Origin of the sequence: Streptomyces sp. NPDC058697 (assembly GCF_042715345.1) — a bacterium.
GTDB classification, from domain to species: Bacteria; Actinomycetota; Actinomycetes; order Streptomycetales; family Streptomycetaceae; genus Streptomyces; species Streptomyces liliifuscus.
Genome location: NZ_JBHXSU010000001.1, coordinates 657,207 through 678,792, shown reverse-complemented (window position 1 = coordinate 678,792; position 21,586 = coordinate 657,207). Strand labels below are relative to the sequence as shown.

The following is a 21,586-nucleotide window of genomic DNA, read 5'->3' as shown; positions in this document are numbered from 1 at the left end:
GGCCTTGATGGTGTCCGTGGCCGGAAGGGGTTCTCTGAAATCGTTATGAAGAGGAAACAGGTATGACTACGGAAGACCTGCTGGCCACCTGTTGGACCACCGCGGGCGATACCGCGCCCGGTCTGCCCGACGGGCGCAGCCCACTGACGCTGCGGGAGCGGGTGGAAGCGGCGGGCGCCGCCGGGTTCAAGGGCTTCGGCCTGTTGCATCAGGACCTGGTGGAGGCCGAGCGCACATACGGACTGTCCGGCGTCCGGTCCCTCTTCGAGGACAACGGACTCGTCCATCTGGAGCTGGAGCTTCTGGTCGACTGGTGGGCGGACGGACCACGGCGTGCCGCGTCGGACGCCGTCCGCCTGGATCTTCTGCGGACCGCCGAGGCGCTCGGCGCGAGCCACCTCAAGATCGGACCGGACGTCGAGGACCTGCCCTGGGAACTCGACCACTGGGCCGAGGAATTCGCCACGCTGGCGGCGCAGGCCGACGGTGTGGGCGCCCGGCTCGCGATCGAGTTCCTGCCCTGGTCCAACCTCAAGACCGTGCACGACGGACTGCGGCTGGTCGAGACCGCCGGGCATCCCGCGGGCGGCCTCATCATCGACGTCTGGCACACCGAGCGCGCCCACACGCCACCGGCCGACCTCGCGGACGTACCGGCGTCGCGCATCGTCGGTGTCGAGCTCAACGACGCCGACAGCGAGGTGATCGGCACGCTCTTCGAGGACACGGTCCGGCGTCGGCGCCTGTGCGGCGAGGGGTCCTTCGACCTGCCGGGGATCATCTCCGCGCTCCGCACGGCCGGCTGGTCCGGTCCGTGGGGGGTGGAGATCCTGTCCGACACGCACCGGACGCTTCCTGTGCGGGAGGCTGCCGCAGCGGCGTTCAGCACCGCTGCGGCGGTGCTGAAGTAGGCCGCCGGGGAGAGCTCGGGGGGTTCTGCTTTTTGGTCGGCTGCGGGCCGGTGGGGGCTTGTCGCGCAGTTCCCCGCGCCCCTGAGACGCCCCTGGCGGGGCGCTCAGAGGTCGCGGCTCAGAGGTCGCGGCTCAGAGGTCGCGGGTCAGTGGTTGCGGGTCAGTGGTTGCGGGGGAAGCCGAGGTCGACGCCGGTGGGGGCTTCCGAGGGGTCGGGCCAGCGGGTGGTGACGACCTTGCCTCGGGTGTAGAAGTGGGTGCCGTCGTTGCCGTAGATGTGGTGGTCTCCGAAGAGGGAGTCCTTCCAGCCGCCGAAGGAGTGGTAGCCGACGGGGACCGGGATGGGGACGTTGACGCCGACCATGCCGGCCTCGATCTCCAGCTGGAAGCGGCGGGCGGCGCCGCCGTCCCGGGTGAAGATCGCGGTGCCGTTGCCGAACGGCGAGGCGTTGATCAGGGCCACGCCCTCCTCGTACGTGTCGACGCGCAGCACGCACAGCACCGGGCCGAAGATCTCGTCCCGGTAGGCGTCCGAAGCCGTCGGCACCTTGTCCAGCAGCGAGAGGCCGATCCAGTGGCCGTCCTCATGGCCCTCGACCGTGTGGCCGGTGCCGTCCAGGACGACCTCGGAGCCCTGGGCGGCCGCGCCGGTGACGTACGAGGCGACCTTGTCGCGGTGGGCGGCGGTGATCAGCGGGCCCATCTCCGAGGCCGGGTCGTTGCCGGGGCCGATCTTGATCTTCTCGGCGCGTTCGCGGATCTTGTCCACCAGTTCGTCGCCGATGGCGCCGACGGCGACGACGGCCGAGATGGCCATGCAGCGCTCGCCCGCCGAGCCGTAGGCCGCGGAGACGGCCGCGTCCGCCGCCGCGTCCAGGTCGGCGTCGGGGAGGACCAGCATGTGGTTCTTGGCGCCGCCGAGGGCCTGGACGCGCTTGCCGTTGGCGGAGGCGGTGGTGTGGATGTAGCGGGCGATCGGGGTGGAGCCGACGAAGGAGACCGCCTTGACGTCCGGGTGCTCCAGGAGCCGGTCGACGGCCACCTTGTCGCCGTGCACCACGTTCAGCACCCCGTCGGGAAGTCCGGCCTCCGCGAACAGCTCCGCGAGCCTGACGGACGCCGACGGGTCCTTCTCGCTGGGCTTCAGCACGAAGGTGTTGCCGCAGGCGATGGCCAGCGGGAACATCCACATCGGCACCATCGCCGGGAAGTTGAACGGCGTGATGCCCGCCACCACGCCGAGTGGCTGGCGGATGGAGGCGACGTCGACCCGGGAGGCCACCTCGGTCGACAGCTCGCCCTTGAGCTGGACGGTGATCCCGCAGGCCAGGTCGACGATCTCCAGGCCGCGGGCGACCTCGCCGAGGGCGTCGGAGTGGACCTTGCCGTGCTCGGCGGTGATCAGAGCGGCGGGTCGAACACCGGGCTGTGACGTCCTGAAACGCCCTCCGCGGGCTTGCCGTTGATCCAATGGGCGATGGTCTTCACGAGGTTCCTCTCACATGGGTGGGCAGGCCGGTTCACAGTCGCTCCATAGCGATCACATTGACCAGGCCGGTATCGCGCGAGTGATTTATGGAGCGCTCGGCCAGACACGAGGACCCCTGAATCGGAAAGGCCGACAGTGACCCCGGCCATTTCAGGTGTAGACGGCACACGGAACAGGCGTCAAGGAGATGTTCTGTCGTTTTCTCTTGATGGATAAATGATGTCTTTACATATGTTGACGCTGAGGTGCAACTAGGGCTTGTATCCCGTCATAGGCAACAGCCGTGTTAACGGTATGTGACCGGAGCCTCTGCCCGGTCGGGCGTCGCTCCCTTCTCCTGCACAGTGAGGTGCCGGCAAGATGAACCGCTCTCTCCACCCCCGTTCCCGCAGATTCGCCCTCGTTGCCGCGGCCGCCGCAGCGGCCCTGATAGTCACCGGCTGTTCCAGCGACTCCGGTGGCAAGCAGTCCGAGGAGGACACAGGCGCCGCGTCTGCCGGCAAGGCCGACACCCCTCGTATGAAGGTCGCGATGATCACCCACGCGGCCCCCGGCGACACCTTCTGGGACACCATCCGCAAGGGGGCGAGCGCCGCCGCCGCCAAGGACAACGTCGAGCTGATCTACTCCAGCAACCCCGACGGTGCCAAGCAGGCCAACCTGGTCCAGAACGCGATCGACCAGAAGGTCGACGGCATCGCGGTCACGCTGGCCAAGCCGGACGCGATGAAGTCAGTGGTCGCCAAGGCCAAGGCGGCTGGCATCCCGGTCGTCGGCTTCAACGGAGGTGTCGACGACTGGAAGGAGCAGGGACTCCTGGAGTACTTCGGCCAGGACGAGTACGTGGCCGGCAAGGCCTTCGGCGAGAAGCTCAACGGCGTCGGAGCAAAGCACAACATCTGCGTGATCATGGAGCAGGGACACGTCGCCCTGGAGGCGCGCTGCAAGGGCGTCAAGGAAGGCTTCAAGGGCAAGACGGAGATCCTCTACGTGAACGGCACGAACATGCCGTCCGTGAAGTCGACGATCACCGCCAAGCTCAAGCAGGACTCGGCGATCGACTACGTCGTCACGCTCGGCGCTCCGTTCTCCCTCACTGCCGTGCAGTCGGTGGACGACGCGGGCAGCAAGGCCAAGGTGGCGACCTTCGACCTCAACAAGGACCTGATCGGCGCCATCAACGACGGTGACATCCAGTTCGCGGTCGACCAGCAGCCGTATCTGCAGGGCTACTTGTCCGTCGACTCGCTGTGGCTCTACAAGACCAACGGCAACTTCAGCGGTGGCGGCGAGGAGCCGGTGCTGACCGGTCCGGCGTTCGTGGACAAGTCCAACGTCGAGACCATCGCGAAGTTCGCAGCGAAGGGCACCCGGTGATTTCCATGTCCCAGGCAACGGCACCGGCGACGAGCTCTTCGTCGCCGGCTCCGCCGGCCGCCCCGAAGGACGGCCGGACCTCGGAACGGTCCCTGACCCGCAGGCTGGCGGCCCGCCCCGAGATCGGCGCGCTCATCGCGGCGATCGCTGTCTACATCTTCTTCTTCGCGGTCGCCTCCCCGTTCCGCGAGGCCGGTTCGCTGGCCAACGTGCTCTACGAGTCGTCCGTGATGGGCATCATGGCCCTGCCGGTGGCGCTGCTGATGATCGGCGGGGAGTTCGACCTGTCCGCCGGTGTGGCCGTGACGACCTCGGCACTGACGGCCAGCATGTGGAGCTTCCAGCTTTCCATGAACGTGTGGACCGGCATCATCGTCGCCCTCGTCGTCTCGCTGGCGATCGGCGCGTTCAACGGCTATCTGCTGGTGCGCACCGGCCTGCCGTCGTTCCTGATCACGCTGGGGTCGTTCCTGATCCTGCAGGGCGGCAACCTGGCGATCACGAAGATCTTCACCGGGAACGTGGCGACGGACTCGATCAGTGACATGGACGGGTTCGACCAGGCGAAGAAGGTCTTCGCGTCCGAGATCAGCATCGGCGGTGTCGACGTCAAGATCACGGTCTTCTACTGGTTCGTGTTCGCGGCGGCCGCGACCTGGCTGCTGCTGCGCACCAAGTTCGGCAACTGGATCTTCGCCACCGGCGGCAACAAGGAATCCGCCCGCGCGGTCGGTGTCCCGGTCACCTTCACCAAGATCGCCCTGTTCATGGGCGTCGGCGCGGGCGCCTGGTTCGTCGGGATGCACATCCTGTTCTCGTTCAACACCGTCCAGTCCGGCGAGGGCGTGGGCAACGAGTTCCTGTACATCATCGCCGCGGTCATCGGCGGCTGCCTGCTCACCGGCGGCTACGGCTCCGCCATCGGCCCGGTCATCGGTGCGTTCATCTTCGGCATGGTCTCCCAGGGCATCGTCTACGCCAACTGGAACCCCGACTGGTTCAAGGCCTTCCTCGGCGTCATGCTCCTGCTCGCCGCCCTCGTCAATCTGTGGGTCCGCCGCCAGGCCACCCGGAGGTAACCCTCATGACCACCAACCCCATCACCGCCGACGGACCGGTCTCGTCCAACGGGACGGCCCCCAGGAACACCGCGCCCGCGAACGGCACACCCACCGTCGAACTGCGCGGCGCCGGTAAGGCGTACGGCAACGTCCGTGCCCTGCACAGCGTCGACCTGGCCGTCCACCCCAGCCAGGTCACCTGCGTGCTGGGCGACAACGGCGCCGGCAAGTCCACCCTGATCAAAATCATCTCCGGCCTGCACCAGCACACCGAAGGCCAATTCCTCATCGACGGCCACCCGGTACAGCTCAGCAACCCGCGCGAAGCCCTCGACAAGGGCATCGCCACCGTCTACCAGGACCTCGCCACCGTCCCCCTCATGCCGGTATGGCGGAACTTCTTCCTCGGCTCCGAGATGACCAAAGGCCCCTGGCCCATCCGCCGCCTGGACATCGCGAAGATGAAGGCAACCGCCGACACCGAACTACGCGCCATGGGCATCATCCTGGACGACCTCGACCAGCCCATCGGCACCCTTTCCGGCGGCCAGCGCCAGTCGGTGGCCATCGCCCGCGCCGTCTACTTCGGCGCCCGCGTCCTCATCCTCGACGAGCCCACCGCGGCCCTCGGCGTCAAGCAGTCCGGCGTGGTGCTGAAGTACATCGCGGCGGCCCGTGACCGCGGCCTTGGCGTCATCTTCATCACCCACAACCCGCACCACGCCTACATGGTCGGCGACCACTTCAGCGTCCTGCGCCTGGGCACCATGGAACTCTCCGCCGCCCGCGCCGACGTCAGCCTCGAAGAACTCACCAACCACATGGCAGGCGGCGCCGAACTCGCCGCGCTGAAGCACGAGTTGGCCCAGGTCCGCGGCGTGGATGTCGAGGAACTCCCCGAAGCGGCAGAGCTTCAGGTCGGTGCGCAGCGCAACTGACCCTCGTCCAACGGCAACTGATCCTCAGACACAGGAGAGACACTGCTTTTATGTCACCTCAGGGAGCGCTCGGCGTAGCCGTCATCGGCACCGGCAAGATGGGGGCCGATCATGTCCGAAGGCTCCAACACGTCATCAGCGGGGCGCGGGTGACCGCCGTCGTGGACATCGACGCGGAGCGGTCCAAGGCCCTCGCCGACACGCTGGACGGGTGCACGGCGTACACCGAAGCCACGGTCGCGCTGGCCGCGGATGACGTGGACGCCGTACTGATCGCCTCTCCCGGGCCCGCCCACGAGGCGGCCCTGCTCGAAGCCCTCGGCCGTGACCTGCCGGTTCTGTGCGAGAAGCCGCTCACCCCTGACGCGGCCTCCGCGCTACGGGTCCTGGAAGCCGAACAGCGGCTAGGGCACCGCCGGGTGCAGGTGGGCTTCATGCGCCGGTACGACTCCGAGTACGTGAAGCTCAAGCAGCTGCTCGGCGGCGGGGAGCTGGGCAGGGCACTGATGGTGCACCACCGGCACCGCAACCCCTCCATGCCGTCGTGGTTCACCACCGAGATGCTCATCAACGACTCGGTGGTACACGAGATGGACGTGACCCGCTGGCTCCTCGATCAGGAGATCACCGCGGTCACGGTCCTCAAGCCGACTCCGTCCTCACTGGCGCCGGAAGGCATGAGCGACCCCCAACTCGTCCTGTTCGAAACCGAGTCGGGGGCTCTCGTCGACGTCGAGATCTTCGGCCACTGCGGCTACGGATATCAGGTGTGGGCCGAAGCCGTCTGCGAGCGGGGCGTGGTGGGCATCGGTGACGAGCACGGACCGCGGCTCAGCGCCGACGGCCGATGGGGCGGCCGCGTCACACCGGACTACATCGAGCGGTTCGAGGACGCGTACGACCGCCAGGTACGGGCCTGGGTGGACGCCACCCGGCGCGGCGAGGTCACCGGGCCCAGCGTCTGGGACGGCTACGCGGCGGCCGCGGTGTGCGAGGCGGGCGTGCGGGCCCAGCGGGAGGGCCGGCGCGTCGAGGTCGACCTGATCGAGCGGCCCGACTTCTACCGGTAGGCAGACCGCGAAGGTGCGGATCGCACAACCGGAGAGGACAACGGGAGAGGGCGGTGCCGTTGAGGCACCGCCCTCTCCCGTTCGTTCCTCTCAGCCCGAGGCCGGAAGGACCGTTCGCGGCCGGGGCGAGAACCCGGCCCCCTCGTAGCAGTCGTCGATGAGCCGCATGGTGGCGAGCGCGTCATCGGCGTCCAGACGCAGCGGCGTACCCCTCCGCAGATGGGCCGCGAAGGCTTCGAGCTGGTAGGTGTACGAGGACCGGCGACCGAGCATCTCGGTGCGCTCGCCCGAGGCCGTGCGGACCAGGACCCGGTCGTCGAGGTGCGGTTGGACGAAGTTCGTCGCCGTGGCCTCACCGAGTGAGCCCACGATCCGGTAGCTCATCTCCCACTCGTGGTACGCCATGTGGCAGCGGGCGGTACCCGTGACACCACTCGGGAACGCCAGCTCGGCGTCCAGCCATTCGTCGACTTCGGGCGCGCCCGGCCGTTCCCCGCCGCGCGCCGCGACGAGCCGCGGTGCGCCGCCCGCCCAGGGCGCGAGCACCCGCTGGGCGTGCAGGCTGTAGCAGCCCAGGTCCATGAGCGCGCCGCCGGCCAGCGGATGTGACCAGCGCACGTCGTCGTCCTCGGGCGCCGGCATGAGCATCGTGGTTTCCACGTGCCGGAGTTCGCCCAGTTCCCCGCTGTCCAGCAGCTCGTGCAGGCGCCGGGTGACCGGATGGAACAGGTAGTGGAAGCCCTCCATGAAGGCCGTGCCCGCCTTCGCGACGGCGTCCCGGACCTCGATGGCCTCGTCCGTGTTGCTCGCGGACGGCTTCTCCGTCAGCACGTGCTTGTCCGCGGCGAGGGCTGCGAGGTTCCAGGGCCCGTGCAGACCGTTGGCGAGGGGGTTGTAGACGACCTCGACCTCGGGGTCGGCGATCACGTCGGCGTACGAGTCCAGGACCCGCTCGACATCGTGCTCGGCGGCGAAGGTCTCGGCGCGCGACCGGTCGCGGGCGGCCACTGCGACGAGGCGGTGGCCGGTCACACGGGCAGGGCCGACGATCGAGAGCTCAGCGATCCGGGCCGCGCCCAGAACGCCTATCCGCAGGGGTTCGTCCGTCATGCCTTGCGCACCTCTTCCAGTCGTACGGGCCGGCGCTCGTGCAGCGACAGCGTGCAGGCCTCGGCGATCCAGCTCGCTTCGAGAGCGTCGGCCACGGTGCAGGGGGAGGGGCGTGAGCCCGCCACGACCTCGGTGAACGCGGTGAGCTCGGCGCGGTAGGCGTCGGCGAAGCGGTCCATGAAGAAGTTGTGCGGGGTGCCGGCGGGGAAGGTGACTCCCGGCTCGACGGACCGCAGCGGCAGCTTGTCCTCCAGGCCCACGGCGATGCTGTCCTTCATGCCGTGCACCTCCAGACGGACGTCGTAACCGCGGGCGTTGTGCCGGGAGTTGGAGATGACGCCGATCGTGCCGTCGTCGAAGGTGAGCAGCGCGGAGGCGGTGTCGACGTCGCCCGCCGCCGCGATGTAGTCCGCGCCCCGGTTGCCGCCGGTCGCGTACACCTCGACGACCTCGCGGCCGGTGACCCAGCGCACGATGTCGAAGTCGTGCACGCTGCAGTCGCGGAAGATGCCGCCGGAGACGGCCACGTACGCGGGGGGCGGCGGCGCCGGGTCCAGGGTGGTGGACCGTACGGTGTGCAGCAGTCCGAGTTCGCCGCTCACCACGGCCGCGCGCGCGGCGACACAGCCGGCGTCGAAGCGCCGGTTGTAGCCGATGTGCACCTCGACTCCGCCGCCCTCCACGGCGCGCAGCACTTCGAGGCTCTCCTCGATGCCGAGGGCCACGGGCTTCTCGCAGAAGACCGGGATGCCCGCCTTGACGGCGGCGAGAATGAGTTCGGGGTGTGCGTTGGTCGCGGCGGCGATCACCACTCCGTCCACGCCGGCGGCGAGCACCGCGTCGGGGGAGTCCACCGCCGTCGCCCCGAACCGCTCCGCGGCGGAGGAGGCGGCCGCAGCCACCGGGTCGGTGACCACCAGCGAGTCCACCGCCTCGAGTCCTGCCAGGGTTTCCGCGTGGAACGCGCCGATCCGGCCCAGCCCCATGATGCCAATACGCATGAGAATCTTGCTCCTTCAGCCCAGGGGGCGGTTCAGTCGAGTCCGCCGAAGACGGTCTGGTCCCAGTCGATGACCGAGCCGGTCACCACACCGCTGCGGTCGGAGAGCAGGAAGACGACGAAATCGGCGATCTCGTCGACCTGCCCGAGTTTGCCCATCGGCTGGGCGGCGGCGGCCTTCTCCCGCCAGTCGTCGCCCGCACCGTGGAAGGCGCGCTGGGTGGCGTCCTCGCCCTCGGTGTCGGTCCAGCCGATGTTGAGGCCGTTGATACGGATCCGGTCCCAGCGGTGCGCGTGGGCCGCGTTGCGGGTCAGCCCGGCGAGGCCGGCCTTCGCCGTGGAGTACGGGGCCAGATACGGCGGGCCGCCGTGCGCGCAGTTCGAGATGATGTTCACGACCGTGCCCGGCGTCTTGCGGGCCGTCATGTCGGCGACCGCGGCCTGCATGGCGAAGAACGGCGCCCGCAGGTTGATCGCGATGTGCGCGTCGAACAGCTCCGGCGTGGTGTCCAGGAGCGAACCGCGTGACGTCAGCCCCGCCGCGTTGACCAGGCAGTCGACGCGCCCGTGTGTCTCCACGGTCCGCAGGACGCTGTCGCGTGCCTGTGCGGCGTCCGACAGATCCGCGCGTACGAAGTGGGCGCCGGTGTCCGCGGCGAGTTTCTCGCCGATCTCGGCCCGCCGCCCCGTGAAGACGACGGTCGCGCCCTCGCGTACGGCGGCCTGGACGATGCCCGCGCCGACGCCTTGGCTGCCGCCGTTGACGAGGACGACTTTGTCCTCAAGCAGTCCCATGAGTGCGTTGTTCTCCTTCAGCTCCGGCGGCGCTTCGCGCTCGCCTGCAGTTCATGGCGGAGCCGGTCCGGGGCCCAGCCCTCAGCGACGGCCTGCCGGACGGTGTCCGCCTGGGAGGGCGGAGCGAGACCGTCGACCGGCGGGTCGAGGTCCAGGTTGGTGGGGAAGGGGTAGCCCTCGGCCGTGGCGGCGATCACGCGGCGCAGCCAGCTCTCCGGGGCGCCCTCGGCCTTGCGGCGCAGCAGCACCGGGAACAGGGCGACGGCCATGGCCTCCCGGTCCACGGACTCCATGGCGCGGCCGAAGGCGGAGGAGACCTGCAGCAGGTTGGCCATGCGCTTGATGTCCGCCGAGCGGTTGTGCCCGGCGGCGTGGAAGAGCGCGGGGTTGAAGAACACCGCGTCGCCCTTCTCCAGCGGGAGCTGGACGTGATGCTCCTCGAAGTACGCGATGAACTCCGGGCGCCGCCAGGCCAGATAGCCGGGCTCGTACTTCTGCGAGTGCGGCAGATACAACGTGGGCCCGGACTCCACGGGCATGTCGCAGTGCGCGACCGCGCCCTGGAGCGTCAGTACGGGGGAGAGGCGGTGGACGTGCGCGGGGTACGCGGCGGCGACGTCGTTGCTCAGGAAGCCCAGGTGGTAGTCGCGGTGCGCGCTCTGCGCGGCGCCGCCCGGGTTGACCACGTTGATCTGCGAGGTCACCTGGTAACCAGGGCCGAGCCAGGCCTCGGAGACCAGAGCCAGCACGTCGTTGGCGTAGTAGTCCGCGAAGACCTCCGGCGCACGCACGGCCACCTTGTCCAGGGCGTTCCACACCCGGTCGTTGGCGCCGGGCTTGGCGAAGTGGTCACCGCGGGACGTGCCGCTCGAACGTTCCTCCTCGATCAGCGCGTTGAAGGCGTCGGAGGCCGCGTCCACGACTGCCGGGTCCGGGAACGCGCCCTTGAGCACCACGAGTCCGGGCCCGTCCAGCAGGGCCCGTACCCACTCGGCCTGCACCTCCCGGCGCCCCCGCGTGGTGGCCGCGAGGTCGCGGATCCGATCACTGGCGTAGACCAGGACGTTCTGCTCGATCCGCTCGGCAGCGGGATACAGCCGCCGATCGGTGCTCTGCTCGACCAGCGAGCGGAACGCGTCGAGATCGCAGTCGTCCTCGCTCAGCCAAATCGGTGCTCCCGCCTCCGTGGGGGACATCCAGGGTCCTTTCGCCATGCCTGCTTTTCTGCCAGTCTTGTGAACCAGAGCCCGTCATTCAATCCGCAGAGACCCATCAAAAGTCCATCATTCTGCTTTCGGGGACCGCCATGCGACATCCTTATCCGATCAGAGAGATCGCCCGTCAAGCGGGTCTGAGCGAGGCCACGGTCGACCGGGTCCTCAACGACCGGGGCGGCGTACGGGAGAGCACCGTCATGGAGGTGCACCAGGCGATCAAGGATCTGGACCGTCAGCGGACCCAGGTACGCATCGGTGGACGTACGTTCATGATCGACATCGTGATGCAGACGCCGGAGCGGTTCTCGACCGCCGTGCGGAACGCCCTGGAAGTCGAACTGCCGTCGTTGCACCCCGCCGTGGTGCGATCGCGCTTCCACTTCCGGGAGACCTGCCCCGCCGCGGAGCTGATCGCGACCATGGACAAGATCGCGAAGCGCGGTTCGCAGGGCGTGATCCTCAAGGCCCCCGACCTGCCGGAGATCGGCGCGGCCGTCGGCCGGCTGGTCGCGACCGGCATCCCCGTCGTCACGCTGGTCAGCGACCTGCCCAGCAGCGCGCGTATGGCGTACGTGGGAATCGACAACCGGGACGCGGGTGCCACCGCCGCCTACCTCATCGGCCAGTGGCTCGGCGACCGGCCGGGCAACGTCCTCGCGACGATCAGCCGGGGCTCCTTCCGCGGTGAGGAGGAGCGCGAGATGGGCTTCCGCAGCGCGATGCGCATCGCACAGCCCGGGCGCTCCCTGGTGGAGGTCACCGACAGCGACGGCCTGGACGCCACCCAGCGGGATCTCGTCCTGGAGGCCCTCAAGCGGGACGAGGACATCGTCGCCGTCTACTCGGCCGGTGGCGGCAACGCCGCGACCCTCGACGCGTTCGACACCCTCGGCCGGGAATGCGCGGTGTTCATCGCCCACGACCTGGACCACGACAACACCCGCTTCCTGCGTGAACGCCGGCTGTCCGCCGTGCTCCACCACGACCTCCGCCAGGACATGCGCCGCGCCTGCCAGACCATCATGCGAGCCCATAAGGCCCTCCCGGACGAGGGCCCGTTCCTGCCTTCGGCGATCCAGGTGGTGACTCCGTACAACATGCCGCCGGGGGTGCCGCTGGCGGAGTTCGCGGGCTGAGGCGACTCGCCTGCCGCGAGCCGCCACGCCGGAGAGGCTGATGTGAAGGGCTGTTCGTCCGGCGTCGGGTGTCGGGTGCGGGTGGTGTGTGGCTGGTCGCGCAGTTCCCCGCGCCCCTGAAAGCCAGGGCTTCGCCCCGCTTCCAGCCCGCCCGGCTACTTCCCAGCCCGCCCGGCTGCCTCCAGCCCGTCCGGCGTTTGAGGACGAGGCCGTTCAGGCCGATTCCCCACCCACCCACGGTCAACCCACCCACCCCCATCAGCTCCCACCCACCTCTCAGCCCGTCCGGCCTTTGAGGGCGAGGCCGCCTCTTAGCCTGTCCGGCGTTTGAGGACGAGCGCGGTAGCGCGATACCGGGGGTTCGGGGGCGGAGCCCCTGAGGCAGGGACGGGAATGGGTAGGGGCGGCGGGGGCGAAAAAAGCCGCGAGCCCCCTGGGATGCCAACGCAAAAACGAACCCGCCGTCTGTATATGCAGATGGCGTCTCTAATATGGAACGCCAACGCCTGGCGTGCCAGAACGCCACCGCACCCCGCGAAGATCAAGAGGGCAACGTGCAAGCGCTGATCGCCGGCCAGCCGACCCCCACCGCCGCACTCCTCCTCGCCGCAGGCATAGCCTCCGGACTGGCCGGATCGATAGCCGGCCTGGCATCCCTGTTCAGCTACCCCGCCCTCCTGGCCGCAGGCCTCCCCCCGGTGGCAGCCAACGTCACCAACACGGTCGCCCTCTTCTCCAACACGGTCGGATCCGCGGTCGGCTCCCGCGAGGAACTCCGAGGCCGGCGCACCCGACTCGTCCCCCTGGCCATCACGGCGGCCCTGGGCGGCGCGATAGGCGCGGCCCTCCTCCTCGGCACCCCGTCCTCGACGTTCGAACTGGTCGTACCGTGGCTCATAGCCCTCGGCTCGATCCTGATCCTGGCCCGCGAACCCCTGCGACGGCTGACCGCGAGACTCAACCCCGGCCGGGACTCCCTGCCGAAGCTCCCGCTGGCCTGCGCCGTCCTGCTGGTCGGCCTGTACGGCGGCTACTTCGGCGCCGCGGCGGGCGTCCTGATGCTGGCCGTCCTCTCCCTGTCCGGGACTGAGCCCCTGCGGGTGACCAACGCCGTCAAGAACATCGCCACCGGCGCGGCCAACGTCACCGCGGCCGTCGCCTACGCGTTCCTCGCCCCGGTCGACTGGAGCGCGGCCCTCACACTCGGTCTGGGCTGCTTCGTGGGCGCCTGGATGGGACCCGCCGTCGTACGGCGCCTGCCCGAGGCACCGCTACGGATCGCGATCGCCCTCGCCGGCCTCGGACTCGCATGGAGCCTGTGGCGCGAGGCCACCGCGACCTGAACGAGTGCGCCGTCGCGACGGTGCGGTGCGTATGCCCGGACGTGAGCGTTTGTTTACCTTCTGGGGGTGGTTTTGCTCCTGACGTCTGACAACGCTTTCAGTTCGCACCATCAGCCCCGGAGGAACAGTGAACGTTTCCCTTGGCGTGTGGGCGCTGTCTGTCGCAGTGCTCTGCGCGCTCATCGCCGTGGACTTCTTCATCGGCCGCAAACCCCATGAGGTCTCCCTCAAGGAGGCCGGTATCTGGAGCGCGGTCTGGGTCGCCCTCGCGGTGGCGTTCGGGATCGGACTGCTGGCGGTCTACGGAGGCGGCCCCGCGGGCGAGTTCTTCGCCGGCTACATCACGGAGAAGTCGCTCAGCGTCGACAACCTCTTCGTCTTCGTGCTGATCATGGCGAAGTTCTCGGTGCCGGCCCAGTACCAGCAGCGTGTGCTGATGGTCGGCGTGCTGGTGGCGCTGGTGCTGCGCACGATCTTCATCGCCGCCGGTGCCGCGATCATCTCGACGTTCTCCTGGGTCTTCTACATCTTCGGGGCGTTCCTGATCTGGACCGCGTGGAAGCTGGTCCAGGACGCCCGCAAGGGCCACGGGGACGAGGAGTACGAGGAGAACAAGCTGCTCAAGGCGGTCGAGCGGCGCTTCGGCGTGGCCGACCGCTACCACGGCACCAAGCTGTGGGTCGAGCAGAACGGCAAGCGGGTGATGACCCCGATGATGGTGGTCATGCTGGCGATCGGCTCCACGGACGTGCTGTTCGCCCTGGACTCCATCCCGGCCATCTACGGCCTCACCGAGGAGCCGTACATCGTCTTCACCGCTAACGCCTTCGCGCTGATGGGCCTGCGGCAGCTGTACTTCCTGATCGGCGGCCTGCTCAAGAGGCTCGTCCATCTCTCGTACGGGCTGTCGATCATTCTCGGGTTCATCGGCGTCAAGCTGGTGCTGCATGCCCTGCACGAGTCCGGGGTGCACGTCCCGGAGATCAGCATTCCGTTCTCGCTCGGCTTCATCGTCCTGGTGCTCGCGGTGACGACGTTCACCAGCCTGCGGGCCTCGAAGAAGCGGGAAGTCGAGGCCGAGCGGCCTGTGTCCTAGATCCTCCGGTTCGTCACCTGCGGGTGCGTCGTGGCTGGTCGCGCAGTTCCCCGCGCCCCTGTCGGGGCGCTGCCGCCGCACCGGACTCTAGGGTGGGCCGAGTGACGAACAGCAGCAAGCCGCGCCGCGGGTCGGACGCGCGCAGGCCCCTCGCCGTATTCGATCTCGACGGGACCCTCGCCGACACCGCGCACCGGCAGAAGTTCCTGGAGCGCAAGCCGCGCGACTGGGACGCGTTCTTCGCGGCGGCGCCCGACGATCCGCCGCTCGCGGAGGGCGTCGCCCTCGCGCTGGAGCACGCGCGGGAGTGCGAGATCCTCTATCTGACCGGGCGGCCCGAGCGCTGCCGCAAGGACACGGTGGCCTGGCTCGTCGCGCAGGGCCTGCCCGAGGGCGGCATCCGGATGCGGCGCAACGACGACCGCAGGCCCGCCCGGCGCACCAAGCTGGAGATCCTCCGCGGGCTGGCCCGGGATCGTGAGATCCGGGTGCTCGTGGACGACGACGAGTTCGTGTGCGAGGACGCCGAGCGGGCCGGCTTCACCGTCGTACGGGCGCGCTGGGCAGCCGCGTCCGAGGCGTTGAAGGTGGCGCAGGAGCGGGAGGGGCGGACCTGAGGGGTTCGCGCCTCCCGCTCGCCGCGGCGGTGGGGTTCCGCAGAGGTCAGCCCGCGTCCTCCAGGCGGAAGCCGACCTTCAGGCCGACCTGGTAGTGCTTGATCTGCCCGTCCTCGATCTGGCCGCGGACCTGGGTGACCTCGAACCAGTCCAGGTTGCGCAGGGTCTGCGAGGCCCGGGAGATGCCGTTGCGGATCGCCTCGTCGACGCCCTCGTGCGAGCTCCCGACGATCTCGGTGATCCGGTAGGTGTGGTCGGACATGCGGGTACTCCTCTCCGCCGTGGCCCGTGTGCCACGCGTCATTCCACGGTGCCGCACGAGGCGGGGGACCGCGAGATGTAGGCCCGAGGGACGTGGGTCCGTACGGGTTCCCGCCCGGTGCGGGTCACCGGGCCGTGCTCAGCGACAGCGCGAACCTCCCCTCGGGGTCCGTCCACCAGTGCGTGAGGTCGAGACCGGCCGCGGCCAGCTCCGTACGTACGCCCTCCTCACGGAACTTCGCCGAGACCTCGGTGCGCATCTCCTCGCCCTCCGCGAAGTCCACGGCGAGGTCGAGCGCGGGGATCTTCACGGTCAGCGCCGAACGGGCGCGCAGCCGCATCTCGATCCACTCCCGCTCGGCGTCCCAGACGGCTACATGGCTGAACTCGTCGGGGTCGAAGTCGGCGCCGAGTTCGCGGTCGACGACGGTCAGCACGTTCTTGTTGAACGCGGCCGTCACCCCTGCCGCGTCGTCGTAGGCGGCGACGAGGACCGACTCGTCCTTGACCAGGTCGGTGCCGAGCAGCAGGGCGTCGCCGGGCGACAGCAGGGAGCGTACGGACGCCAGGAACGCGGCGCGTTCGGCGGGCAGCAGGTTGCCGATCGTGCCGCCGAGGAACGCGACGAGCCGAGGGCCGGGCGTGCCGGGCAGCGCGAGACCGCCGGTGAAGTCGGCGATCAGCGCGTGCACGTTCAGCGCGGGACGCTCCGCGATCAGCGCCTGCCCGGCCTGGGTGAGCGCGCTCTCGCTCACGTCGACCGGTACGTACGTGTGCAGGCCGGGCATGGCGTCGAGCAGGTGACGGGTCTTGTCGGACGACCCGGAGCCCAGTTCGACGAGCGTCCGCGCGCCGGTCACCGCGGCGATCTCGGCGGCCCGGGCGACGAGGATCTCGCGCTCGGCCCGCGTGGGGTAGTACTCGGGCAGTTCGGTGATCTTCTCGAAGAGCTCGCTGCCGTGCGCGTCGTAGAACCACTTCGGCGGGAGCGTCTTGGGGGTGCGGGTCAGGCCGTGCAGGACGTCGGCGCGCAGGGCGGCGTCGGTTGCGTCCTCGGGCAGGGTGCGGGTGACGAGGAACGGACTCACGTACTGGGCTCCTTGAGTGGGGCGGATGCCAGGTGTTCTTCCACGTCCTTGAGCGGGGTGAGCAGGACGTCCGTGCGGCTCGCGGCCAGCAGAGTGCGGTCCGGCACCTCCTGCCAGTGCGGATCGTCGTCGTACGGCTCGGACGCCACGACCGTGCGCCGGCCGGGCTCGGTCAGATACCAGAGCGTGTCGCCCCAGGCGGTGGCGGCGATCACCTCGCCGTTGGTGAGCAGCAGGTTGAGCCGTGAACCGGGGGCCGCCGCCGCGACGTCGAGGACCGTGTCGGCGAGCGCCTGGCCCTCCTCGTCGCCGCCGCGCAGCCGGTTCAGGACCAGCGCCCAGACGAGCGCCGAGTCGCAGCGCGCCTCCATCGACAGCAGGTCCTCGGCCGGCAGCGTCCGGGCGAGCGGGGCCAGGGAGCCCGGCCAGCCCGCGACCGCGCCGTTGTGGCTGAACAGCCAGGTACCCGCGGCGAACGGCGCCGCCGCGGCCTCCCCGTCGGCGCTCGCCACGGTCGCGTCGCGCACCGCGGCGAGCAGCGCGCCCGAGCGCACCACCCGCGCCAGATCGGCGAACGAACGGTCGCCCCAGATCGGCCCGGTACGCCGGTAGCGCGCCGGCACCGGATCGCCCTCGGCGTACCAACCGATCCCGAAACCATCGGCGTTGACGGTCCCGTGCTGTTGCCGCCGGGGCGCCCACGACTGCCGGAAGAGGCTGTGCGGCGGGTCCACGAGGAGTCGGCCGAGCCGCTCCTCCGGTCCCAGGAACGCGAGATGACGGCACATCAGACGGTCTCCGGATCGGCGTCCCGGGCGGTACGGAACCCGGAGAAGATCTGCCGCCGGATCGGGTAGTCCCAGTTGCGGAACGTCCCCCGGCAGGCCACGGAGTCGACCGCGAACGAGCCGCCGCGCAGCACCTTGTACTCGGGCCCGAAGAAGACCTCCGAGTACTCCTTGTACGGGAAGGCCGCGAAGCCCGGGTAGGGGAGCAGATCGCTGGACGTCCACTCCCACACATCGCCGATCAACTGCCGTACGCCGAGTGGGGACTGGCCCTCCGGGTAGCTGCCGGCGGGGGCCGGCCGCAGATGGCGCTGGCCGAGGTTGGCGTGCTCGGGCGTCGGGTCGGCGTCGCCCCACGGGTAGCGCGTGGAGCGGTCGGCCACCGGGTCGTGACGGGCCGCCTTCTCCCACTCGGCCTCGGTGGGCAGCCGCCGTCCCGCCCAGCGGGCGTACGCGTCGGCCTCGTACCAACTGACGTGCAGCACGGGCTCGTTCGCCGGTACGAGCTCGGTGACGCCGAAGCGCCGCCGCAGCCACTGCCCGCCCTCGCGGCGCCAGAACAGCGGCGCCTCGATGGAGTGCGCCCGGATGTGGGACCAGCCGTCCGGCGCCCACCAGCGCGGGTCGGTGTAGCCCCCGTCCGCCATGAACGCCTGGTACGCGCCGTTCGTGACCGGAGTCGTGTCGATGTGGAACGGCGGCACGAGGCGCTGGTGCGCGGGCCGTTCGTTGTCCAGCGCCCACGGTTCGGTGGACGTGCCCATGGTGAACGGGCCGCCGGGGACCAGGACTTCGGACGGTCCGTTGAACGCCGGGTCGGGCATGGGGTCGGGCGCGGTCAGTGCCGCCGGGCCCCTGCGCAGCTGATGGGTGATCAGCATCGTCTCGTCGTGCTGCTGTTCGTGCTGGGCGATCATGCCGAAGGCGAAGCCCGCCTCGGTCAGCTGAGCGCCTGTGCCCTGGAACGAGGCGCTCTCCAGGACGTCCAGCGCCCGGCCGCGCACCTCGGCCGCGTAGTTACGGGCCTCGGCGGGCGGCAGCAGCGGCAGCGAGGGCCGCTCGGAGCGCGGGTGCTCGAACGCGTCGTAGATGCCGTCGATCTCGGGCCGCATCGCGTCACGGCCGGCGACCGTCCGCAGCAGCCACAGCTCCTCCTGGTTGCCGATGTGCGCGAGGTCCCACACCAGCGGGGACATCAACGGCGAGTGCTGGGCGGTCAGTTCGGGATCCTCCACACAGGAGGTCAGGAGCGCGGTGCGGTCACGGGCCGTGGTCAGCGCCGCCAGCGCGCGCTTCCTGAGCGTCTCCGGGTCGGTGGGGGAGGAGTGGATGTCGGGGTCGGTCATGTGCGGATGTCCTTCCCGGGGAGCAGGTGTTCCGTGCTCCGGAGGTCCGTTCCGTTGAACAGTCGGTCGGTGCCGTCGGTGTGGTCGAGGATGTCGTCGGCGGGGCAGCGGCCCCTGGCCACATAGCGGTCGGTGAACTCCGCGACCGCCTCCTGCACCTCGGCGCTCGCGCCGATCCGGGGCAGGGCGTCGGCGGCCGCCGCGAAACAGGTGACGGCGGCCTCGCGCAGCTCGGGGTCGGTCAGACCCGCGCGGGCGGCCGCCGTCCACAGCGGGTTCCGCGGCGCGGGCAGCGAGCCGGCCCGCTCGGCGAGCGGCTTGACCGTCCGGTACGCGGTCTCGGCGGCTTCCGCGTCGTCGAACAGCGCGGCCGTCACGGCGAGCGGCACGATCCAGCCGTTCTCGCCCGGCTGCGCGTCGATCATGCGCAGCTCCAGATGGCCGCGCGGCCGCACCGGCGGGAACAGGGTCGTCTGGTGGTAGTCGAGGTCCTCCCGGTCGGGCGGAGCGTCGGAGCGGGTCCACTCACGGAAACTCATCCCCTCCGGCACGCTCCAGGGACCGCTGGGCGCCCGGACGCACATCACCGGCGCGTCCAGGACGTGCCGGGCCCAGGCCGCCCGCGGATCACCGTCGAGGGGCGGGGCACTCGAGCGGCCCGGATCCATCGCGGCCCACAGGGACTGCCGGGTGGAGCGCCAGCCCGTGGGCTCCCCGCAGGCCATCGGGGAGTGGGCGAACGCGGCCACCAGGACAGCGCCCAGCTGGTGCGCGAGCCACCAGCGCCGCCCGTGCCCGAGCGGGCCCGGCTCCTCGTACCCGGCGTCCAGACAGACCTGGACGGAGGCGGAGGTGCACATCATGGCGCGGCCCTCGGGGCCCGTGCGGTCGAGGTAGGTCTCCATGGCGTCGTAGCGCGGGTCATGGAGGAAGCGGGTGGGCGGGTTCCAGGGATCCTGGCCGAGGCCGCTGAGGGCCAGGTCCGCCTCGCGCAGTACCGCGCGTACGGCGTCGAGGTCGGCGGACACGGACCCCACGCACTCCATCAGGGAGGCGGCGGGAGCGGAGCTGAGCTCCAGCTGACCACCCGGTTCGACGGTGAGCGCCGAACTCAGGGGCAGGGCCCGCAGTGCGGCGTAGGCCGCTTCGAGACGTTCTGGTGGTACGGGGAGTCGCGGGGACCGCGACTCGTGGACGAGCCATTCGAGTTCCACACCGAGGAATCGTGGTGGGCCGGTCTTGAAGCAGATGCCGCGGACCAGCGCCTCCACTTCGGCCTCGGTGACGGCGGAGCGCCGGGGCTCCGTACAGTCACTCACCGAATCGGACATGTCGGGATCCTCCTGAGATTCCATCCATGCCGCCGGCCCGGATTCGGATGGACCGGGCCGACAGTCGCTCGTCCCACCCAAGACCCTTACGGCGCCTCGCACAAGGGTGCGTATCGTCGCTTTTGGGGCCGGGAAACTCTGTTGCGGCGCAATACCAGGATCGCTCACCATGCGTTCATGAGCACGACGGGGGATGCGACGGGGGAGTCGGGGGAGATCGCGCGGGACGCGATCATGGCGCGTACAGGGGTGGCGCCATGAGCGCCCGCCTGCGCGGGATCGCGCGGCAGACGGAGGAGATCGTCGCGGCGGGTTCGTACCACGCGTCCGACGGACGCACGGTGTCGATCGCCGCGGCGGTGGCCGCCGCGCGACAGGGCACGCGGATGTACGGGCCGGGGCCTGTGGAGACACCGCCGACCAGCCCAGTGGCCCGGGCGCGGACCAGCCCTGAGGCCCCTTCCCGGGTCGGCCGGGTGGACACGTTCTTCGAGGTCACGGGCGAGAGCAGCCTGGAGGCGGCGCGCCGGCTGCCCGGCCCGGTCGCGGTCCTGAACTTCGCCTCGGCCCGCAACCCCGGCGGTGGCTATCTGAACGGCGCGCAGGCCCAGGAAGAGGCCCTGTGCCGGGCCTCCGCGCTGTACGCGTGCGTGGTGGAGGCCAGGGAGTTCTACGATCACCACCGGGCACACCGCGACCCCTTCTACACCGATCGGGTGATCCACTCACCCGCCGTCCCGGTCTTCCGCGACGACCGGGGACAGCTCCTGGACGAGCCGTACACCGCCGGATTCCTGACCGCCGCCGCGCCCAACGCCGGAGTGGTCCTGCGCACGGTGCCGGAGCGCGCGCCCGAGCTGCCGGGCGCCCTCGCGTCACGGGCCGAGCGGGTCCTTGAGACGGCCGCGGCGCACGGCTACCGACGGCTGGTGCTCGGAGCCTGGGGCTGCGGCGTCTTCCAGAACGACCCGGCGCAGGTGGCGGGCGCCTTCCGCGCCCTGCTCACGGACGGCGGCCGGTTCGCCGGCTCCTTCGAGCACGTCGTGTTCGGAGTCCTCGACCGTACGAAGGGCGCGGTGGTCCTCAGCGCCTTCGAGCGGGCGTTCCTGGACGTCCTGGAGGCAAAGGCGGCTCAGCGCCAGCCGTAGCGCTCCCGCAGCCGGTGCACGACCGAGTTGAACCGCATCCGGTCCAGCGCGCAGGCCTCCCGGCGCATCCCCTTCTCGTGCAGCCGCAGCACCCGGTCCACGTCCACCCAGGAGTCGCGCCCCGACCGGTCCCACGGCCCGCTGCCGATCGGCACCCACTCCCGGTCGCCGTCGTGCCGCTTGCTCGACAGCTGCACGGCGAGAAACGTCCCGGCGGCCTCCCGGGCGACGACCAGCACCGGCCGGTCCTTCCCCCGCCCGTCGTTCTCCTCGAAGGGCACCCACGTCCACACGATCTCGCCCGGATCCGGATCCCCGTCGTGCGCGGGCGAGTACTCGGTACGCACCTGACCCACACGGCGAGGATCCGCTTCGACGGTGGCGGAGGGCCCGGCGCGACCGGGAACGTCTTGCTCGGCAGAGGCAGTCACAGGGCACACGCTAACGCGCGCCCCAGCGCGGCG

20 protein-coding genes and 1 pseudogene are annotated in these 21,586 nt (G+C 70.1%); 10 read left to right on the top strand and 11 right to left on the bottom strand.

Going from position 1 to position 21,586, the window contains the following annotated elements; translation table 11 throughout:
* The first annotated feature begins 62 nt into the window (after positions 1-62).
* Positions 63-911, top strand: a complete 849-nt coding sequence (locus tag ACFWXQ_RS02975) for a sugar phosphate isomerase/epimerase family protein (RefSeq protein WP_383953086.1) — start codon at positions 63-65, stop codon at positions 909-911.
* A 160-nt stretch (positions 912-1,071) separates the two neighbouring features.
* Here ACFWXQ_RS02975 and ACFWXQ_RS02970 read toward each other — a convergent pair.
* Positions 1,072-2,322 (bottom strand): annotated as a pseudogene (locus ACFWXQ_RS02970) (CoA-acylating methylmalonate-semialdehyde dehydrogenase); the annotation flags it as partial.
* Between the two features lie 438 nt (positions 2,323-2,760).
* Between ACFWXQ_RS02970 and ACFWXQ_RS02965 the strand changes: the two are divergent.
* Genes ACFWXQ_RS02965 through ACFWXQ_RS02950 form a run of 4 tightly spaced genes read left to right on the top strand, consistent with a single transcriptional unit; the run spans position 2,761 to position 6,846 of the window.
* Positions 2,761-3,777, top strand: a complete 1,017-nt coding sequence (locus ACFWXQ_RS02965) for a sugar ABC transporter substrate-binding protein (RefSeq protein WP_383957451.1) — start codon at positions 2,761-2,763, stop codon at positions 3,775-3,777.
* 5 nt (positions 3,778-3,782) lie between these two features.
* Positions 3,783-4,856 carry an ABC transporter permease gene (locus ACFWXQ_RS02960; protein WP_386267379.1) on the top strand — a complete coding sequence of 358 codons (1,074 nt, stop codon included), beginning with the start codon at positions 3,783-3,785 and terminating at the stop codon, positions 4,854-4,856.
* A gap of 5 nt (positions 4,857-4,861) precedes the next feature.
* A complete protein-coding gene (locus tag ACFWXQ_RS02955; RefSeq protein ID WP_383940394.1) occupies positions 4,862-5,776 on the top strand; it encodes an ATP-binding cassette domain-containing protein in 915 nt (304 codons plus the stop codon).
* A gap of 50 nt (positions 5,777-5,826) precedes the next feature.
* Positions 5,827-6,846, top strand: coding sequence for a Gfo/Idh/MocA family protein (locus tag ACFWXQ_RS02950; protein ID WP_383940397.1), 1,020 nt, complete (start codon positions 5,827-5,829; stop codon positions 6,844-6,846).
* A 90-nt stretch (positions 6,847-6,936) separates the two neighbouring features.
* Here the strand turns inward: ACFWXQ_RS02950 and ACFWXQ_RS02945 are convergent, their stop codons facing one another.
* Genes ACFWXQ_RS02945 through ACFWXQ_RS02930 form a run of 4 tightly spaced genes read right to left on the bottom strand, consistent with a single transcriptional unit; the run spans position 6,937 to position 10,947 of the window.
* Positions 6,937-7,956, bottom strand: a complete 1,020-nt coding sequence (locus ACFWXQ_RS02945; protein ID WP_386267376.1) for a Gfo/Idh/MocA family protein — start codon at positions 7,954-7,956, stop codon at positions 6,937-6,939.
* Positions 7,953-8,957, bottom strand: coding sequence for a Gfo/Idh/MocA family oxidoreductase (locus ACFWXQ_RS02940; protein ID WP_383940403.1), 1,005 nt, complete (start codon positions 8,955-8,957; stop codon positions 7,953-7,955). The genes ACFWXQ_RS02945 and ACFWXQ_RS02940 overlap by 4 nt, the downstream gene beginning before the upstream one ends.
* 32 nt (positions 8,958-8,989) lie before the next feature.
* Positions 8,990-9,751: an SDR family oxidoreductase gene (locus ACFWXQ_RS02935; RefSeq protein WP_383940406.1), complete on the bottom strand. Its 762-nt coding sequence runs from the start codon at positions 9,749-9,751 to the stop codon at positions 8,990-8,992.
* A 17-nt stretch (positions 9,752-9,768) separates the two neighbouring features.
* A complete protein-coding gene (locus tag ACFWXQ_RS02930; RefSeq protein ID WP_383940408.1) occupies positions 9,769-10,947 on the bottom strand; it encodes a phytanoyl-CoA dioxygenase family protein in 1,179 nt (392 codons plus the stop codon).
* Positions 10,948-11,057: 110 nt separating this feature from the next.
* Between ACFWXQ_RS02930 and ACFWXQ_RS02925 the strand changes: the two genes are divergently transcribed.
* From ACFWXQ_RS02925 to ACFWXQ_RS02910, 4 genes are all read left to right on the top strand, one after another.
* Positions 11,058-12,104 (top strand): LacI family DNA-binding transcriptional regulator, encoded by a 1,047-nt coding sequence (locus ACFWXQ_RS02925; protein WP_383940411.1) that lies wholly within the window; start codon positions 11,058-11,060, stop codon positions 12,102-12,104.
* A gap of 491 nt (positions 12,105-12,595) precedes the next feature.
* Entirely contained in the window at positions 12,596-13,447 is an 852-nt protein-coding gene (locus ACFWXQ_RS02920; RefSeq protein ID WP_383952852.1) for a sulfite exporter TauE/SafE family protein, read from the top strand.
* A 127-nt stretch (positions 13,448-13,574) separates the two neighbouring features.
* Complete coding sequence (locus ACFWXQ_RS02915; RefSeq protein ID WP_383952850.1) at positions 13,575-14,543, top strand: TerC family protein; 969 nt, start codon at positions 13,575-13,577, stop codon at positions 14,541-14,543.
* A gap of 101 nt (positions 14,544-14,644) precedes the next feature.
* Positions 14,645-15,160 carry a hypothetical protein gene (locus tag ACFWXQ_RS02910; RefSeq protein ID WP_383952848.1) on the top strand — a complete coding sequence of 172 codons (516 nt, stop codon included), beginning with the start codon at positions 14,645-14,647 and terminating at the stop codon, positions 15,158-15,160.
* A gap of 46 nt (positions 15,161-15,206) precedes the next feature.
* On the opposite strand, the gene ACFWXQ_RS02905 is transcribed toward ACFWXQ_RS02910, so the two are convergent.
* The 5 genes from ACFWXQ_RS02905 to egtA all read right to left on the bottom strand — a co-directional run bounded on the left by ACFWXQ_RS02905 (position 15,207) and on the right by egtA (position 19,974).
* Positions 15,207-15,422 carry a dodecin gene (locus ACFWXQ_RS02905; protein ID WP_189839283.1) on the bottom strand — a complete coding sequence of 72 codons (216 nt, stop codon included), beginning with the start codon at positions 15,420-15,422 and terminating at the stop codon, positions 15,207-15,209.
* A 124-nt stretch (positions 15,423-15,546) separates the two neighbouring features.
* Positions 15,547-16,509 carry an L-histidine N(alpha)-methyltransferase gene (gene egtD / locus ACFWXQ_RS02900; RefSeq protein WP_383952846.1) on the bottom strand — a complete coding sequence of 321 codons (963 nt, stop codon included), beginning with the start codon at positions 16,507-16,509 and terminating at the stop codon, positions 15,547-15,549.
* Positions 16,506-17,297, bottom strand: coding sequence for an ergothioneine biosynthesis protein EgtC (gene egtC / locus ACFWXQ_RS02895; RefSeq protein WP_383952844.1), 792 nt, complete (start codon positions 17,295-17,297; stop codon positions 16,506-16,508). Before egtC ends, egtD begins: the two co-directional genes overlap by 4 nt.
* Positions 17,297-18,643 (bottom strand): ergothioneine biosynthesis protein EgtB, encoded by a 1,347-nt coding sequence (egtB, locus tag ACFWXQ_RS02890; RefSeq protein WP_383952842.1) that lies wholly within the window; start codon positions 18,641-18,643, stop codon positions 17,297-17,299. Before egtB ends, egtC begins: the two co-directional genes overlap by 1 nt.
* Entirely contained in the window at positions 18,640-19,974 is a 1,335-nt protein-coding gene (gene egtA, locus ACFWXQ_RS02885; protein WP_383952840.1) for an ergothioneine biosynthesis glutamate--cysteine ligase EgtA, read from the bottom strand. Before egtA ends, egtB begins: the two co-directional genes overlap by 4 nt.
* 257 nt (positions 19,975-20,231) lie before the next feature.
* On the opposite strand from egtA, the gene ACFWXQ_RS02880 reads away from it, so the two are divergent.
* Positions 20,232-21,122, top strand: coding sequence for a TIGR02452 family protein (locus tag ACFWXQ_RS02880; protein ID WP_383952838.1), 891 nt, complete (start codon positions 20,232-20,234; stop codon positions 21,120-21,122).
* Here the strand turns inward: ACFWXQ_RS02880 and ACFWXQ_RS02875 are convergent.
* On the bottom strand, positions 21,107-21,553 hold the full coding sequence (locus tag ACFWXQ_RS02875; RefSeq protein ID WP_383952836.1) for a type II toxin-antitoxin system PemK/MazF family toxin: 447 nt from the start codon (positions 21,551-21,553) through the stop codon (positions 21,107-21,109). The genes ACFWXQ_RS02880 and ACFWXQ_RS02875 overlap by 16 nt on opposite strands.
* Positions 21,554-21,586: the final 33 nt, after the last annotated feature.

Bases quoted from the DNA above. Each gene is read 5' to 3' on its own strand.
- ACFWXQ_RS02940 (WP_383940403.1), bottom strand. From the start codon at position 8,957: ATGCGTATTGGCATCATGGGGCTGGGCCGGATCGGCGCGTTCCACGCG.
- ACFWXQ_RS02975 (WP_383953086.1), top strand. From the start codon at position 63: ATGACTACGGAAGACCTGCTGGCCACCTGTTGGACCACCGCGGGCGAT.
- ACFWXQ_RS02950 (WP_383940397.1), top strand. From the start codon at position 5,827: ATGTCACCTCAGGGAGCGCTCGGCGTAGCCGTCATCGGCACCGGCAAG.
- egtA (WP_383952840.1), bottom strand. From the start codon at position 19,974: ATGTCCGATTCGGTGAGTGACTGTACGGAGCCCCGGCGCTCCGCCGTC.
- ACFWXQ_RS02930 (WP_383940408.1), bottom strand. From the start codon at position 10,947: ATGTCCCCCACGGAGGCGGGAGCACCGATTTGGCTGAGCGAGGACGAC.
- ACFWXQ_RS02905 (WP_189839283.1), bottom strand. From the start codon at position 15,422: ATGTCCGACCACACCTACCGGATCACCGAGATCGTCGGGAGCTCGCAC.
- egtC (WP_383952844.1), bottom strand. From the start codon at position 17,297: ATGTGCCGTCATCTCGCGTTCCTGGGACCGGAGGAGCGGCTCGGCCGA.
- ACFWXQ_RS02955 (WP_383940394.1), top strand. From the start codon at position 4,862: ATGACCACCAACCCCATCACCGCCGACGGACCGGTCTCGTCCAACGGG.
- ACFWXQ_RS02935 (WP_383940406.1), bottom strand. From the start codon at position 9,751: ATGGGACTGCTTGAGGACAAAGTCGTCCTCGTCAACGGCGGCAGCCAA.
- ACFWXQ_RS02880 (WP_383952838.1), top strand. From the start codon at position 20,232: ATGAGCGCCCGCCTGCGCGGGATCGCGCGGCAGACGGAGGAGATCGTC.
- ACFWXQ_RS02945 (WP_386267376.1), bottom strand. From the start codon at position 7,956: ATGACGGACGAACCCCTGCGGATAGGCGTTCTGGGCGCGGCCCGGATC.
- ACFWXQ_RS02965 (WP_383957451.1), top strand. From the start codon at position 2,761: ATGAACCGCTCTCTCCACCCCCGTTCCCGCAGATTCGCCCTCGTTGCC.
- ACFWXQ_RS02960 (WP_386267379.1), top strand. From the start codon at position 3,783: ATGTCCCAGGCAACGGCACCGGCGACGAGCTCTTCGTCGCCGGCTCCG.
- ACFWXQ_RS02925 (WP_383940411.1), top strand. From the start codon at position 11,058: ATGCGACATCCTTATCCGATCAGAGAGATCGCCCGTCAAGCGGGTCTG.
- egtB (WP_383952842.1), bottom strand. From the start codon at position 18,643: ATGACCGACCCCGACATCCACTCCTCCCCCACCGACCCGGAGACGCTC.
- ACFWXQ_RS02920 (WP_383952852.1), top strand. From the start codon at position 12,596: ATGGAACGCCAACGCCTGGCGTGCCAGAACGCCACCGCACCCCGCGAA.